This is a genomic window from Solibacillus merdavium (assembly GCF_014836935.1).
Taxonomy (GTDB): Bacteria; Bacillota; Bacilli; order Bacillales_A; family Planococcaceae; genus Solibacillus; species Solibacillus ferritrahens.
Genome location: NZ_JACSPW010000019.1, coordinates 44,574 through 60,555 on the forward strand (window position 1 = coordinate 44,574; position 15,982 = coordinate 60,555).

Genomic DNA, 15,982 nt, shown 5'->3' on the forward strand with positions numbered 1-15,982 from the left:
TTGTACCACTATTCCCCGTTTACTTTTTCGGTCATCCGACTATTCATATAATATTTAAAAACCTCAATGGAAGATTTTCGTGGAACATATTGAAACTTTTCCTTAAGCTTACGATTACTGAGCACTGGCCGATAGCGTAAAAAATCAACCTGTTCCTCACCATATTGACTTAAATTTAACCTCTTTAAAATAAACAAACTTCCCTTAATTACATTCGAAGGTATTTTGATGACCTTTTTATTCAATAAACCACCAATTTCATCTATTGTGACAGCGCCGTCCCCTGCTAAATTGAAAATTCCGGTTGTTTCACTATCTATTGCTTGAGCGAAACAACCTACAACATCCTGATCCCAAATAAATACAAACGGACTTTTGGATTTCGCCACACCGACTAGCATTTTTTGTTCAAATAAATTCGTAATTTGATTGCGTACATTCGCCCCTAATATCGTGCCGATCCTGAAAATCGTCTGTTCAAGCTCAGGGTGCTGTAATCGGTATTGCTCAAGCATCTCTTCTACTAACCGCTTATGGTAGGAGTATGCAAATGCCTCGTTACCGCGTATTGGATCAGTTTCTTCAATCCAATCGGCATTATCTGCATAATACCCGTAGGATGCACCACTTGATGAAACAATAATACGTTTCACATTCGTTTGAACACATGCCTCCAAAATGTTTTTTGTTCCTAAAACATCGACCGAATATTCAAATTCACGATTGCTTTTCTTTCCAGGTGTAACAATCGAAGCTAAATGAACGACTATATCCACATCATATTGTTCAAAGTACTTCTGCGCTTCGTTGGACCGTACATCCAACACGATATAGTGCAGATTTTCGTGTGCTTCAAACGGCGATGTTTCCCTAATATCTGCCGCAATAATGCTGTGATTTGTCGTTTGTAATAAATGACGGACGAGCTGCTGACCTAAATAACCGCCCGCACCTGTTATGAGAACATTCATGTATGGACCTCCTGATGAACTGTAACGGTATTATCCGGAGCACGTCTTGACCAGTAAGTAGCAATGATTAGTCCTGAAATGATATGCCAAATACCCCAAAATGCTGCTACCAGGGCCATTCCACCAAGCCCCCCAAAAAAGTTAAAGATTAATACTAATCCAAGACCCGAATTTTGAATCCCTACTTCAATGGCAATGGCACGACGATCCCGATCGACAACCTTTAATGCTCGGGATGCAAAATAACCTATGCATATAGCTAGTGCATTTTGAATAATTACCACCCATACAACCGCACCAACGTTATCAATAAATGCATCGAAATTGTTCGCTACCATAACGATGACAAATAAAACGAAAATAACAATCGATAGCTTCATCATAATTTGATTGAATCGTGCTGCAAATTTTGGCATTACTTTCCGAATATACATACCAACAATAAGAGGCAATCCCAGCATAAAGAAAATTGTCGTAAACATATCCACTACACTAATACTGAACGATGTCATGATTTCCTTTGTCGGACCGTATAGCGATGCCCAAAACATCGTATTTAGCGGTGTCATCACAATTGCCATAACCGTTGAAATAGCTGACATGCTTATTGAGAGCGGGGTATTGCCCTTTGCGTAATGCGTTAAGAAATTCGATAAATTCCCGCCAGGACAAGCTGCGACTAAAAACAGACCTAGCGCAATGCTTGGAATAGGCTGAATGATGCTGACGAGCACAAATGTAATCGCCGGCAATAATAGAAATTGACAAGCAAGCCCGATTAAAGCAGGCTTCGGTGTTTTTAACGATCTCTTAAAATCCGAAACTTGTAAATCAAGCGCTACGCCAAACATAATAAAACCAATCACGATGTTCATAATTAATAATGCAGTTTCATTAAAGTTGATTTGAATTGTATCTATTCCCATACACTATTTTCCCTTCGGCTCGGCATGCATATCTTTGAAATAACGAAGACCCGGTGCCCACATATGCTTAACGGGGTCAACTTCAGTGTGAATAACTGTACATTTCCCTACTGATATCGATGTGCGTAATGCGTTCTCAAGTTGTTCAATACTGTCTACAAATTCACCATGTGCCCCCATAGCTTCTGCGACTTTATCAAAACGAATTTCACCTAAATCCGCATTAATGCTTTCATGTGGATCGAGTGTTTTCTTCCACATTGTTTTTAACGGTCTTAATGCGAAGTGCTGATTCATCTTTACCATGCCCCATTGTTTATCACACAGTACGATGAAAACGACATGAAGATTATTGCGGATAGCCGTTTCGATTTCCTGCGGATGGAAGCCCATTGCACCGTCACCGATAATACATAGAACCGGCTGCTCCGGCTTTGCTACTGCTGCCCCTAACGCCTGACCTAGCCCTGCACCAAGCATTCCAAATTTAAAAGTGGATAGTAACGGCATTTCATCATTTACTTCATAATAGAAATTCGTCCAAATCGCTGTATTGCCACCATCTATAACGAGCGGTGTATTTTTAGGGAATATTTTATTGGCTAAATGCGGAATTTGTGCTGGATTTAATGGGCTATTTTTATCCGCAATATGTTCATTTAATTTTTTACGATGCTGTTTTTTACTCTCCAGATGCTTTTCAATTAATTGTTGACGGTTTGTATCGACCGGCTGATCAAAGTCATTATTATTAAGCGCTACTAAAAGGTCCTGTAAAAACGCTTTAATATCTGCCTGAATTAAAAGTTCGGCAGGCTTATTTGCTCCTAAAATGGAAGGCTCTAAATCTACTTGAATAACCGTTTGATTGCCGTTCCAATATGGTGCTTTCCCCCACCAGTCCGTTTCGCCTAAGCGGGAACCTAATACGAGGACAACATCCGCATCGTTTCTCACATTATTATTCGCTTCAATATGCACCATTGGCATCATTAGCGGATTTTCCTCACTCATCGCCCCGCGCCCCGCCCAGCTTGTCGTGACCATCGCCTGCAATTTTTCCGCTACTTCTGTTAGCTCATTTTTTGCTCCTGCATGAATCACCCCGCTACCAGCATGAATGATCGGAAATGTAGCAGATTTTAAAAGCTGTGCTGTACGTTCGATCTGGTAATTCGAAGCTTTCGGCAGCTCCAGCATACGATACTCGGACGGCTCCCAAAAATGAAGGTCACAATTCACTTTTGTGTTCATTATATTTTCAGGAATGTCCAGATGGACGACACCCGGGCGCCCTTCATAGCATTTACGTAAAGCCATCCGCAGCATTTCAGGAATACGGTCAAAAGAAGGGACCGCTTCACTCCATTTTGCAAATTGTTTAATCGTTGCCGTTTGGTCAAAGCATTGATACGTTCCACCACGATCAGGGTACATGATGCCTGTACGTCTTGCGCTCGTAATACAAAGAACACGATTACCTTCTGCTTCTTCTACAACGAGGCCTGGTAAAATATTCGCTACCCCTGGACCATTACTTGCCATACAAACACCCAGACGATTTGTCACTCGTGCATAGGCGCCCGCCATATGAGCGGCACTCGTTTCATGACGCGGGGAAATTAGTTCGATACCGTGCTTCTGTAAATTTGAATAAAACCCAAAATACGTACCATCTATAATTCCAAATACGTTGTCTACCCCTTCTTTTGCCAACATTTTCGCTACAACTTCTCCACCCGTCATCAATACCATCATTCATTTCCCCCTTTATTTTGTAAACGCTTTCTTAATGCTTTAAAAATAGACTCCACATCCCCTTTTGTTGGAACACGTCGGTTTGTCACGATTCCGTTTCCAGTAAGCGCTTGGTTCGCTAAATATTCAATTACTTCATCGGTAAGTAATGGTGCTAAAAAGCGTGCACTATCCCAAACTTGTTGCTCTGTATTCAACTGAACCAAATAAGCACTTAACTCCATTTGATCAGAAAGTCCGATTATTTTTGCAATATCCTTATAGCGTTCAGATGCACTTTCCATTGAAAAATCAATGATGAACGGATGCATAAGCGCTACACATTGACCATGCGGCATATGGAATTTTGCACCTAATGCCCGGCCTGTTGCATGTGCCAGATTAGTAGATGCATTGGAAAAAGCAATCCCTGCATAAAAGCTTCCGATGAGCAGCTCCTGACGTACATCAATATTAGTTGGCTCTTTGAATACTTTTTCTACATTTTTCAGTCGGCGAATAGCTTCTAACGCATACAAATCGCTCATGTCATTTGCCTTTGTCGAAACATAAGCTTCAATTGCATGTGTCAGTGCATCCAGAGCCGTAAAGCTCGTAATGTGCTTCGGCAAATTCACCGTAAACGATGCATCTAAGATGACCACATCCGGTATTAAGCTTGGATGTGCAGGATTGAGCTTTGTTTGAAGTGTTTCATCCGTAATCACCGTTATTTTCGTTGCCTCCGAACCAGTACCCGCTGTTGTTGGCACTGCAATTAACGGGAGTCGGTCTAAAAAAGGCTTATTTGGAATATCGGTTAAGGCTAATGTCGGATTTATCGCACATACAGCTACCGCTTTTGCTAAATCAATGACACTCCCACCACCAATTGCAATCACACAATCTCTTTGCCCTCTGTTCAATTCATCGATGGCTCGCTTTAGTTCAGATATGGTAGGTTCGCCTTTTGAGATTTCAAAAAAGCTTGCTTGTTTCCACTTTTGCTTCATCGTATGAAGCTGTTCAGAAAGCGCACTCGCACTATAGATGATAAAAGGGGCTACCCACTTTTTTTGTTCGGCAATGTGCTGCAGTTGCTTAAATGAGCCAATGCCACTTACGACATGCTTAGGTAAAAATAATTCATTATTCATTAGCCAACCCCCTGTACCGCTCGTTTCGTTTTCAGTTTTAACATATATAATTCCGGATGAAATAAGCTGCTATAGTATTCAATTACTTCACCCTGTGCTCCTAAAAGTATTCTTTCTACACAGAGGACATTAATATTAGGCTGAAGGTTTAATAGTTTTGCATCTTCCAGACTTATAGGGTGACATCTTACAGTTTGTTCCGCTTCAATAATGGCGATATTAAGATTTTTCTCAAGAACATCATAAATTGTGGCAGTGTTTAAATCGTAAGCAGATATTTGCTGACCTAAATGCGGATTATAGTAATGTCGTTCGATCGCAATGGGCTGGTCATCAGCAGTTCGTAATCGCGCAATTGAAAATAACGTAGAATGCTTCAGCAAATCTTTCAGCTCCGGGAAATTGTCGATCATCTTTGCATGTAGTAGCTTAGCGCCTGGCTTCATGCCCATATTCCGCACTGTATCTGTAAAGCTGTTCAATGTATTTAACCAGTCATGCACCGTTTTGTTTTTTGTAATATACGTGCCCTTCCCATGTATTTTTTTCAGAACCCCTTCATTTACAAGATGACTTACTGCCTCTCTTACGGTCGAACGACTTATCGTGAAACGCTCCATTAATTCTCGTTCGCTCGGTATTTTTTCAACATGCTTTCCATCAAAAATTTCAGTTTTCAACAAATCTTTCAGCTGAATATGTAATGGAATATGGCTCTCAAAGTTCATCCATCGTCCACCTCCATTGGTCCGAACATCATAACGTCCGTACCAGTTAACTTTGTTAAAACTGATTATATGGTTGAAACTGGATAATTACAATATATTTTTCTGAAAATTCTGATATATAATATTAAAATAATATCACAAACTATTATTTTGAAATTTTATCCAAATAAAAAAACCTCATTCTTATTATCCTGACAGATAATAGATGAGGTTAATTTAATAATTTTTATTTTATTAGTATATATTTGTGAGCAAAATTATTTTTTATGCCGTGATATCACGTTTCATAAAATAGATGAACGTAATGGCTAAAAAAACAATCGCATATACGATATTGACGATTAACGAGAATGTAAAAGTTAACCCTTCAATAAGCGGCATGCTGCCTGGTGCGTAAAACGATAAATCATTCGCGAACCAAATATATTTAGCAAAATCATATTGTGCAATAAACATTGTCGCTGTTGAACCCATTAATAGGATGAATAACGATAAACTTACTGCCAGCGTGCTTGAACCAAAAATTGTACCAATCATAAAAGCAAATAGAATGGTCATTAGCGTTGAACCAGCAGAATATAAAATCATTTCTAAATATGGAATTTTAACTGTCTCTTCCATTACTTGACCATTTACAATTGATAAAGAAACAGCTGGATCTGTATTAAATAAAATAATGCCGAGTATATACGCAAAAATTAAGCCACTTGCCATTAAAGTTAGTCCATATAGAATAGTTGTAACAAGTTTAGATAACAATATTTTCCATCGCGCTACTGGACGTGTTAATAGCATTTTAATAGTTCCAGTCCCAAATTCCGAAGACACAATCCCCGCTGCAATAACTACAGTAAAAATACTTATCATGACAATCGTTAAAGTGATCGACATTTCCATATGCTCTGATATCATTGTCGCATCAAACGAAGGTAAATCCTGCGCGATTCGGTATTCAGTCATCGCTATTTCATCCTGGTAATATTGTTTATCTGCCTCTGCCATACCTTCAGCATTCAACATTTCATTATTATGTGTCAGCCAATTTTCATTCGCTTCGATACGTGCTTCTTTCGTATCGGAATCAACACCGTAATATTTGTTCATACCTGAAACAAATGCAAGCAATGCGAGTACAAGCCCCAGCATGATCCAAGCGTTTTTTTGTGACCACATTTTTATCCATTCATTTTTAACGTATTGCATCGATTGCACCTCCACCAGTCATCTCGATAAACTGATCTTCAAGACCTTTTTGAATTGGTTGAATTGTGTATAAATCAATTCCAGATTCAACTAGCCTGCGGACGAATGCAGGGACTTCTTCTTTTGTTAAATTTACAACGTAGCCACCCTTTTCTTTCTCCAGTGGCTCTTCAAATAATCCGATCAGTTGCTCTGGTTGACCTACTTCAATGTAATATTGTGCAGCAACCTGTTGCTCGAGTTCCCGAATATCGATTAGCTCGCCGTTTTGAATGATAGCAATACGGTCTACCATAAGCTCGATCTCAGATAATAGGTGACTTGATACGACGATTGCCACATTATCTTCTGCCGCAATTTTACGTAAATACATACGGAACTCCCGAATACCTGCCGGGTCCAGACCATTTGTAGGCTCGTCTAATATTAAAAACTTAGGACGATGTAACATAGCCTGTGCCAAACCTAGTCGTTGACGCATCCCAAGAGAATACGTTTTTACCTTCTCATGAATTCGGTTTTGCAATCCTACTTGAGCTACAACTTCATCAATGCGCTCTTTTGTTACACCTTTATGCATGCGCGCAAAGTGCTGTAGGTTTTTATAGCCTGACATAAATTTGTACATTTCCGGGTTTTCAACGATTACCCCTATATTACTAATCGCCTTTTCATAATTCTTTGATAACATATGACCATCAATTACAACTTCACCTTCCGATGGGTACATTAATCCTGTCATCATTCGAATAGTCGTCGTTTTACCTGCCCCATTTGGACCTAAGAATCCTGTAATCTGGCCCGGATAAAAATCGAGGTTCAAGTTTTTAATAATATGCTTTCCCTTGATTTTTTTGTTCAAATTCTTAATTTCAACAATTGGTTTTGTCAATTGCCCACACCTGCTTTCCTTACCTATGTAAGTAATTTTAAATATCATTGAAAAATGATAACAGTTATTATACTGTTTAAATAACAAAAAGGTTTCATTTATTTACAAAAAATACCTCATCAAATTAATGATGAGGTCCATTCTTTACTTATATTCCCCTACCCATTCGTCTACCATCAAGCCATATACTGCATGATCAACATAATGATCGTACAGCCATTCCGCCTGACGAATCGTTCCTTCATGCATAAAGCTTAAACGCTCTGCAATGTGGCGGCTCTTCTTATTATCGACTGCAGCATGAATTTCCACTTTCTGAAGCTTATATTCGTGAAAGGCAATATCAATGATTCCTTTTACCGCGCGTGTCATTATGCCTTCACCTTGAAACTTTTCATCGAGAAAATAGCCAACCTCGCATTTTTTCAACGTCCAGTTAATCGTATTTATTGAAATTTTCCCGACAAATTGTCCTTTATAAAAAATCGCTGTGTCCAAACCTTCACGCTTTGCAAACTTTTCTAAATTCATTGCTGCAAATGCACGCGTATCTTCTACAGTTTTTGTATTGTCTACCCAACCAAGCCACTCACGCAAATAACTGCGGGAACGGTCAATAAATGCAAAAATTTCCTCTGCATCATTTTGCGTAATTAACTTTAATTGTATTTCATTATCCACTTCATAATAAAACATACGATCTCTCCTATCTAATCTCCCATTCAAAACAAAACTATCTTTTTTATTTCCTTATCATATAAGAGCAAGGTTATATTATGCAATAAAATAACGCTTTATTTTATACAATTGTGTAAGTCGGACCATTTATAGTTGTTCACAATTAATATTAATCAAAAAATTCACAATATTCCCCAACGTTATTTTGATAAAATAGAGTAAGAGGTGTTCAAATGAAAAGACAAGAGCAAACATGGGGAAAGCTTTTAAAATACTACAGACAGAAAAAGAAATTAAAACAAGATGAAGTAGCTTTAGGAGTGTGTACCCCTTCCTATTTAAGCCGCATTGAAAACGGCATCGTCATTGCAGAATATGATTTGTATGAACAGTTATTTGCAAATTTAAATATAGATTTTACAAACCTTCAGCATGATATTTCCGAACACACAACCTTTTTGGAATCTGTGTACGAAAAGCTTTTATCAAATGTTACTGTTTCGGAAAGTGATACGGTACTATTAACGACACTCATGCAAAATGAATACTCAATAGAACTTCAAATCACCGCCAAGCTTATTTACAGTCGATATTTGTATTCCATAAAAGAAGATACTGATGCAAGAAAGCTTTTGAATGAAATTGAACCAGTTGTCAGCTGGAAAAAAGATCGTATTACTGAACTATTTGTATCGATTACCGCATTTGGTCATTTATCATTTTCGGAATTTGACCTTTTAGCTGAAAAAGAACAGGATGCGCAATATTTAACTAACGTACATCCTTTTGAGCTTGCCAATTATCATTATCATCTCGCCTTTGCGAACCATCGCAGCTACAAATTTCACAAGGCTCTGCAGCATATTGAGCTTGCGGCACATTATTTTACTCATCAGTTTAAACCGTTATTTCAGTTGAAGCTGTACTCGATGAAGGGCGTTATTTATAATGATCTCCACCGATACCGCGAAGCATTACAGGAATATGAGGCGGGTATTGAGCTACTGGAAAATGTTGAATCGATTCAAACACCGATGCAGTGGAGTTCGCTTCATAATAACATCGCCTACTGCTACGAATGCCAGGATGATTTTCAAAAAGCGAGTGAACATTATGAAACGGCAAATCAATATGACGAAGATCTACATTCTGCTATTAACTGGATGCGCACATGTTATCAGAATAAAGATTTCACTCAATTAGAAAAGCTATTCCATCGGTATGAGGAACAGCTATTTTCAATCCAGCACCATATTTATCAGCGAAAGCTTTTACAATATGCGATTCAGAACGAGCATACCATTCAAGGTCTAAAAGAGTTGGAAGAACAGGCTTTTCATCATTTTAATGAAGAGCAGTACTATGCGTTAACCCTTTTTTATGCCCCTCTATGGGGACAGTTTTATGAACAACTCTATGCCTATAAGCATGCTAGTCAATGTTATAAACAAGCTTTATTTGCAAGTGAAAAAGTACGACAACGAATGAGTAGCTAGGAGGGTGAATGTATGGAGTTAAGAAAAGAGTATTTTTATTTATGGTTTGGATTTGGCGTATCCAAGTTAGGGAGTTGGATTTATTTAATCGCGCTTAATCTAACTGTTTGGCATTTAACAGAGTCGCCTGCAGCAGTTGCAGGAATTTATATCATTGGTCCAATTGCCCGAATCCTTTGCAGCTTTTTTGCCGGCTCCATTGTAGACCGGTCCAATAAAAGGACGATTCTCATATTCAGTGATTTATCCCGTGCAGGTATTGTTTGTTTGATGCCTTTACTTACGGACATTTGGCTCATTTACTGCTTCATATTCCTTGCAAATATCGCAGTATGTTTTTCAAATCCTAGCAGTACATATATGATTACAAAGCTTGTACAGCCAAATGATCGTCTACGCTTCAACTCTATTAACGCTATGCTAGGCTCCGGAAGCTTTATGATTGGACCTGCTTTAAGTGGTGTAATCATTGCCTTTAGCAGTACTTCTACTGCGATGTGGATAAACTCATGCATGCTTCTTTTTAGTGCATGCATGATGTACTTACTGCCAAATGTTCAAGGCGAAATGACAAAATTATTGAAGACGATTACCCCTGCCGTTATTCGCGATGACTTTTATGTGGTCTGGAAATTTATACGAGAGAAAAAAGCGATTTTATACTTTTTTGTTTTATATTCAACCGCTCTTATGATTTGTTATTCACTCGATTCACAGGAAATGTCGTTTTTAAAGGATTTTCATAAAGTGTCGGATACTGCATACGGCATAATTGTCGGACTAACAGGAATTGGTGCCATCGTTGGTGGATTTATGGCTGCTAAATATGTCAAAAAACTATCGCTCATTTCATATATAGGAGCAGGCTTTTCATTAACTTTAGTATGCTATTTTGTGTTTTATTTTTCATCGAATCTGATTTTGGCCATCGCTTCTTTTATTTTACTAGGATTATTCATGGCATTTAGTAATGCGGGCTATGCAACTTTTTATCAGCATACGATTCCAACTGAAATTATGGGCCGGTTTGGCAGTACATTAGGTTTAATCGAAAGTGTGATGCAAATATTGCTGACCCTGCTCATTGGTTTTTTAGCTGAACTCTATTCAATCCAGCTCATAACAAGTTTATTTGCTTTTATTGGCGTACTAATCGCCTGCTTTGTGTATGTTTATTTAATTAGAAATTCATTATTATTCGTACAGGAGGAGTTACAATGATTACTTATGAGGCCGTCTGCTTTTGTTGTAAAAAGCCCTTTCTTTTGGTGGAAGGGACAACAAAATACCAAAAGTATAAACGGAATATGAGTGGAAAGTTTTCCTGTGATAGCTGCGACGATAAAATCCACATGGAGGCAAGAAAGCACATGATGGGTAAACTAAAGTAGTTGACATATTCGACAGTTTTAAGCGGATATTCGACAGTTCTATGGGAATATTCGCCACTTTTATGCAGGTATTCGCCACTTCCATTTATATATTCGACACTTTTTCTCTCTTAATCGTCACCCTTCATTTGATATTCGCCACTTTGGCCACGATATTCGTCAATTAATAAAAAAGGAGGCGCCTCGCAAATGCGGAGCGCCTTCCTTATATTTATTTTTTCCGAAATGCGTATAAAACAAATAGCATAATAAACCATAATGGCGTCAGCATAAGAGAAGTTCTTGTAGCCTCTGAAATCGCCATAATAATTAATAGAAATACGAAAAATGCTAAAACCACATAGTTCACAAACGGCGTTAATGGTGCTTTAAATATCGATTTCGCATGCAAATCCGGGTGGCGCTTTTTATAAATGATATGCGAGATTAAAATAATGCTCCACACCCAAATAAAGCAAATCGCACTGATTGTCGTTACAATACTAAAGGCATCATCCGGCATCAGATAGCTGAGCAGTGCACCGATCGATACGATGATTGCTGAAAATAATAACCCGTTTTGCGGAACGGCATTTTTATTTAATTTACCGAACGATTTCGGAGCCTGTTTTCCTTTACTTAAACTAAACAGCATACGGCTCGTTGAGAACATCCCACTATTTCCTGCAGATGCAGCTGATGTTAATACGACAAAATTAATAAGCCCTGCCGCAATCGGAATACCGACCAAAGCAAATACTTGAACGAACGGTGAGCTTGTCGCACTTAACGTATCCCAAGGGTTAATCGTTAAAATAACGAATAGCGCACCTACGTAAAACAGTAATATACGGATCGGTATTTTATTAATGGCCGATGGTATATTTTTTTGAGGATTTTCCGTTTCAGCAGCTGCTACCCCGACTAATTCCACTCCAACAAATGCAAAGACAACCATTTGGAAAGCCATAAGGAAGCCAAATGCTCCGTTCGGGAAGAAACCGCCATGCTCCCACAGATTAGACACTGCCACTTTCCCAGCATCTGTTTCAAATCCAATAATGAGCAATACAATCCCTATTGCAATAAGTGCAACGATCGTAATAATTTTTATAAGAGCAAACCAAAATTCCAGTTCACCGAATAATTTTACAGTTAGTAAATTTAAGATAAGTAAGACCACTAAACAGGCAATGGCCGGCACCCATTGAGGGATATCAAACCAGTATTGTGTATACATTCCGACCGCTATAATATCTGCCATGGCCGTCATAATCCAGCAGAACCAATATGTCCAGCCAGTAACGTACCCTGCCCAATCTCCTAAATATTCAGTAGCGAACTCCGTGAATGAAGCATAGCCCCCTTTTGATAATAGGAGCTCTCCAAGTGCCCGCATGACGAAAAATAAAGCTATCCCTACGATTAAATACCCGATGATTATTGATGGTCCTGCAAGTGAGATCGCTTTTCCTGATCCTAAAAATAGCCCTGTACCGATTGTTCCGCCAATCGCAATTAGTTGTACATGCCGATTTTTAAGATCGCGCTTGAGTTCATGTTGTTCCAAAACGAATTCCTCCAAAGGATAAGTATTTTGTCTGCCACAAGGACAGCGCAAAATAATAGGTAAATGTTCGCGGTTCATCCAATCATGTTTTCTGAAAATTAAAAAAGGAACTGATAATTCACCAGTTCCTGTAGATAAGAATAATAACGTCCCTTATTATTCCTGTCTTCTGTCCTTTTGCCTGAGATAATGAACCCTTCGGCGACGCGGTACACGCGCTCTCTCCAGAAACTGCTCCCGTCAGTAGTGCTATCCACGACGATCTTCGCTTGATATGTATGTAATTAATCCCTATTTGTTGTCGGCAACCTCCAACTCCAAACAGGTCGCTCACGATACTATTATTGTACAATAATTAATACTAACAACTATTTTGAGTGGATACAATGGTTAGAAAATAAAAGTAAATCGAAACAAGCAATTTATCAATGTTTCCACTAATATGTAAACCTGTTGCAGAATTTTCATTCTAAAAAAAGTATCAGTTTAAAATAATAAATTCCATTTTATGATGGATAAGATTTACACCCATATTAAAAACTCTCACCTTTACCGTATCCTAAGTGAGAGTCTTTTTAGCGATTTCTTCAAGATTACAGGGAAGGAACTTATTCCCATTTTATACGTATTAAAATAAAGGACGAAACGCTTTGTAATGGAGGGACAACTTTGAAATATTTTATTTTAATGATCGTATCTTGTTTGATTTTATCCGGATGTGCGGGATTAGCAGATTATACAATTTCATTGGAGAATGGTTATCGAATTGATAGACTTTCAGCTCATCAAATTCAAATATACGGAGAAGATGCAGTAAACGATGGAGATGAAACGACATTCAATCATTTATATGTACCAGCTAAAGTGGCAGCTGTATGGTGGAATGAACAGTATATTATCGCAAAACAATTGCATTTAAAGTCAAACGGACGAGGTGTAGAAGAACCACCAAAAAAACCTAGCGATGCTGATTATTCTTATTGGATAATTGAAATGAATAAAAACGAAGTAAAAGGTCCCCTAACGTTAAAAGAGTTAGAAAGTGATTCAGAACAATTAGGTATTAACGTCGTCTTTACACCAATCGAAAAGCTAAAAAAGGAACCATAATTAAATAAGATTATTGAACAACCATTTGGAATATTTTTTGTTATTCTAAAGCCTCTTTAACTGTTATATCGCCTTTGTTATTTGACCAAATCTGAAATTTTTGTCCATCAATTTCAACTACCAATACGTATTCTGAAAACCATTCACCCCAAGAGCTTATATGATTTATCGTAATAATATTTTCAATGTCAGGATTATGTTCAATAACTTTATCTTTTACACTATTCATCATAATGTTTGGCACTAAAAAATAGGCAGCTATAATTATAATTACTATGCTGCTCAAACCGATTATTACCTTTTTCAAAATATCACCTCTAATGAGTGTTGCCAAACTTCGATTTAGAAACGTTTATAGGGTCTATTTTTTATACTTTTTGATTTTGTTTTATTTAAGCACGCTTTTATATAAGTACAAATTTTTACAACCTATTTCCATACTTCATCTAATTTATCAACATAGAAATTGATAGCTTTTTTATAACTAAGTATTTCAGAGTCTGTTGTAGTATCTAGCAGGCATTTCAATAAAATTTCCATCGCTTTTCTATGATCGTTTAAATTATACAGGGTCATTGAATAAAATACTTGAATTGCTCTGTTGTTTGGAAATAATTCGATTCCGTTTAGGAATGTACTTTTTGATTTTTCGTATTCCCCTAATGTTCTATATGTACTTCCAAGTCCCAATATTGCTCCTTCTAGATCTTGACCAGATAACCCTATTTTAATAGCCCTTTCATAAAAGGGTACTGCTTTTGATTCTTCTCCTAAAACATCAAAACTCCAAGCGCATTGATAATTAACATACGCATTATCAGGGTATTCCTCAACAATTTTTAAAAGTAATTGATTGGATTCTTTCTTTTTATTATCTTTTCGTAATTCAAGTGCTCTTATAAGCTTTTCTTCTTTCAATGTAAATAACCCCTTTTCATACATTTAATAAAGATCCTTCTTTCACTAAAGTACACAGTTAGTAGAATTATAACTTTCTCATAGCGTCATTGGGTACTTACTGTTCATAAGCAGCCAACACACCCCCTACTCAATTGAACGGGGGGTGTGTTGGTTTCCTAATTTTTCATTTGGGAACGTTATTTAATATTAAGATGTATCTATTATTCATTTTAGGATTTACTTTTTATAGCCTAACACTTTACCTTGAATATTTCCTTCGGGTAATAAACCGAAATCTTTACTGTCCGTTCCTCTCCACCACATATCAACTAACACAAAAACAGTATTATCCTCAACCTTAATTGGTTCCATTGAAGTATTGAAGTAGTTTTCCATTTCTTCTTTGTTAATATTCTTTAAGTTAATTGTTTCAAAATATTCTTCTTTTGTTAATCCTAAGCTCGTTGCCACACTATAGAACGTATCTAATTTTTCGTCATTAATATAAACTTGCCCACCTTTAATTTTTACGGTTTCATTGGGCAATCCGACAACTCTTCCTAAATACATTTTGGGAAGATTCTTATTCTTTTCAAGTTCGGAATCAAGCATCTGATAATAAATGACATCACCTCTTTGCAGTTTTCCACTGTATGGCTCCACAACAAGTTCAGAATGTGACATTGTATTAAAGTCGTGATTTCCTCTATCCATAGCATCCGAATTCCATTCAACTAATAAATGTGATTCTTGAGGTGTAACAGTTCCCAATACTTCAGAAGTATTCTTATCAGTAATTGTATTTGTAGTTGCCACATTTCCTTGACTACAACCAACTAAAATAAAGATTGGTAATAGCACAGTTAAAAGTCTTATCTTAAGCACTCCTTCTTTGAAAGTGTTATTTAAATTATTCACTAAAACTGCATATATCTTTTTTAACTGTAAACATTCCCAAAGCGGTTTTGAAGTCACCCCTATTAGTTAGACGCATTTTTATCTCTACGACTTAATCCAAAAACTGCACATGCATAAATGAAGATGCCACTACATAACCACATCATCAATCCATCATATTCACCGTTTAAAAAAGTTACGTTTACTAATATAAATAACTGCATTAAACAAATTGAAATAAATAAATATAAAGAATGTTTCATACTAAATACCTCCCTCTATAAATGTTGATATATCAATGGCTCACGCCATTTTTGAGTGCCAAAAAATTTTTTTCGAAATGTATA

Annotated in this window: 16 protein-coding genes and 1 riboswitch; of the genes, 3 read left to right on the forward strand and 13 right to left on the reverse strand. The window is 37.3% G+C overall.

Features of this window, described 5'->3' with window-relative positions; translation table 11 throughout:
• Positions 1 to 8 precede the first annotated feature (8 nt).
• The 8 genes from H9632_RS16240 to H9632_RS16275 form a co-directional block, all read right to left on the reverse strand.
• Positions 9 to 971: an SDR family oxidoreductase gene (locus H9632_RS16240; RefSeq protein WP_191705121.1), complete on the reverse strand. Its 963-nt coding sequence runs from the start codon at positions 969 to 971 to the stop codon at positions 9 to 11.
• Positions 968 to 1,897: a bile acid:sodium symporter family protein gene (locus H9632_RS16245; protein ID WP_191705122.1), complete on the reverse strand. Its 930-nt coding sequence runs from the start codon at positions 1,895 to 1,897 to the stop codon at positions 968 to 970. Before H9632_RS16245 ends, H9632_RS16240 begins: the two co-directional genes overlap by 4 nt.
• A gap of 3 nt (positions 1,898 to 1,900) precedes the next feature.
• Entirely contained in the window at positions 1,901 to 3,655 is a 1,755-nt protein-coding gene (locus H9632_RS16250) for a thiamine pyrophosphate-binding protein (protein WP_225223888.1), read from the reverse strand.
• Positions 3,652 to 4,791, reverse strand: a complete 1,140-nt coding sequence (locus H9632_RS16255; protein WP_191705123.1) for an iron-containing alcohol dehydrogenase family protein — start codon at positions 4,789 to 4,791, stop codon at positions 3,652 to 3,654. Before H9632_RS16255 ends, H9632_RS16250 begins: the two co-directional genes overlap by 4 nt.
• Positions 4,791 to 5,519: a GntR family transcriptional regulator gene (locus H9632_RS16260; protein ID WP_191705124.1), complete on the reverse strand. Its 729-nt coding sequence runs from the start codon at positions 5,517 to 5,519 to the stop codon at positions 4,791 to 4,793. Before H9632_RS16260 ends, H9632_RS16255 begins: the two co-directional genes overlap by 1 nt.
• A 264-nt stretch (positions 5,520 to 5,783) precedes the next feature.
• Positions 5,784 to 6,722, reverse strand: coding sequence for an ABC transporter permease subunit (locus tag H9632_RS16265; RefSeq protein WP_191705125.1), 939 nt, complete (start codon positions 6,720 to 6,722; stop codon positions 5,784 to 5,786).
• A complete protein-coding gene (locus H9632_RS16270; protein ID WP_191705126.1) occupies positions 6,709 to 7,614 on the reverse strand; it encodes an ABC transporter ATP-binding protein in 906 nt (301 codons plus the stop codon). The genes H9632_RS16265 and H9632_RS16270 overlap by 14 nt, the downstream gene beginning before the upstream one ends.
• 144 nt (positions 7,615 to 7,758) lie before the next feature.
• The gene (locus H9632_RS16275; RefSeq protein ID WP_191705127.1) at positions 7,759 to 8,310 is read right to left on the reverse strand and encodes a GNAT family N-acetyltransferase; all 552 of its coding nucleotides are present in this window, start codon (positions 8,308 to 8,310) and stop codon (positions 7,759 to 7,761) included.
• 215 nt (positions 8,311 to 8,525) lie between these two features.
• Here H9632_RS16275 and H9632_RS16280 point away from each other — a divergent pair, with 215 nt between their 5' ends.
• On the forward strand, positions 8,526 to 9,788 hold the full coding sequence (locus H9632_RS16280; protein WP_191705128.1) for a helix-turn-helix transcriptional regulator: 1,263 nt from the start codon (positions 8,526 to 8,528) through the stop codon (positions 9,786 to 9,788).
• 12 nt (positions 9,789 to 9,800) lie between these two features.
• On the forward strand, positions 9,801 to 11,009 hold the full coding sequence (locus tag H9632_RS16285) for an MFS transporter (RefSeq protein ID WP_191705129.1): 1,209 nt from the start codon (positions 9,801 to 9,803) through the stop codon (positions 11,007 to 11,009).
• 381 nt (positions 11,010 to 11,390) lie between these two features.
• Here the strand turns inward: H9632_RS16285 and H9632_RS16290 are convergent, their stop codons facing one another.
• On the reverse strand, positions 11,391 to 12,728 hold the full coding sequence (locus H9632_RS16290; RefSeq protein ID WP_191705130.1) for an amino acid permease: 1,338 nt from the start codon (positions 12,726 to 12,728) through the stop codon (positions 11,391 to 11,393).
• A 159-nt stretch (positions 12,729 to 12,887) separates the two neighbouring features.
• A riboswitch (glycine riboswitch) is annotated at positions 12,888 to 12,966 on the reverse strand.
• A gap of 431 nt (positions 12,967 to 13,397) precedes the next feature.
• On the opposite strand from H9632_RS16290, the gene H9632_RS16295 reads away from it, so the two are divergent.
• Positions 13,398 to 13,838, forward strand: coding sequence for a DUF3997 domain-containing protein (locus H9632_RS16295; RefSeq protein WP_191705131.1), 441 nt, complete (start codon positions 13,398 to 13,400; stop codon positions 13,836 to 13,838).
• Positions 13,839 to 13,878: 40 nt separating this feature from the next.
• On the opposite strand, the gene H9632_RS16300 is transcribed toward H9632_RS16295, so the two are convergent.
• From H9632_RS16300 to H9632_RS16315, 4 genes are all read right to left on the reverse strand, one after another.
• Complete coding sequence (locus H9632_RS16300; protein WP_191705132.1) at positions 13,879 to 14,145, reverse strand: hypothetical protein; 267 nt, start codon at positions 14,143 to 14,145, stop codon at positions 13,879 to 13,881.
• 122 nt (positions 14,146 to 14,267) lie between these two features.
• Positions 14,268 to 14,780 (reverse strand): tetratricopeptide repeat protein, encoded by a 513-nt coding sequence (locus H9632_RS16305; RefSeq protein WP_191705133.1) that lies wholly within the window; start codon positions 14,778 to 14,780, stop codon positions 14,268 to 14,270.
• A 195-nt stretch (positions 14,781 to 14,975) separates the two neighbouring features.
• Positions 14,976 to 15,713 (reverse strand): signal peptidase I, encoded by a 738-nt coding sequence (gene lepB, locus H9632_RS16310; RefSeq protein WP_191705134.1) that lies wholly within the window; start codon positions 15,711 to 15,713, stop codon positions 14,976 to 14,978.
• 5 nt (positions 15,714 to 15,718) lie between these two features.
• A complete protein-coding gene (locus H9632_RS16315; RefSeq protein WP_191705135.1) occupies positions 15,719 to 15,898 on the reverse strand; it encodes a hypothetical protein in 180 nt (59 codons plus the stop codon).
• Positions 15,899 to 15,982 lie beyond the last annotated feature (84 nt).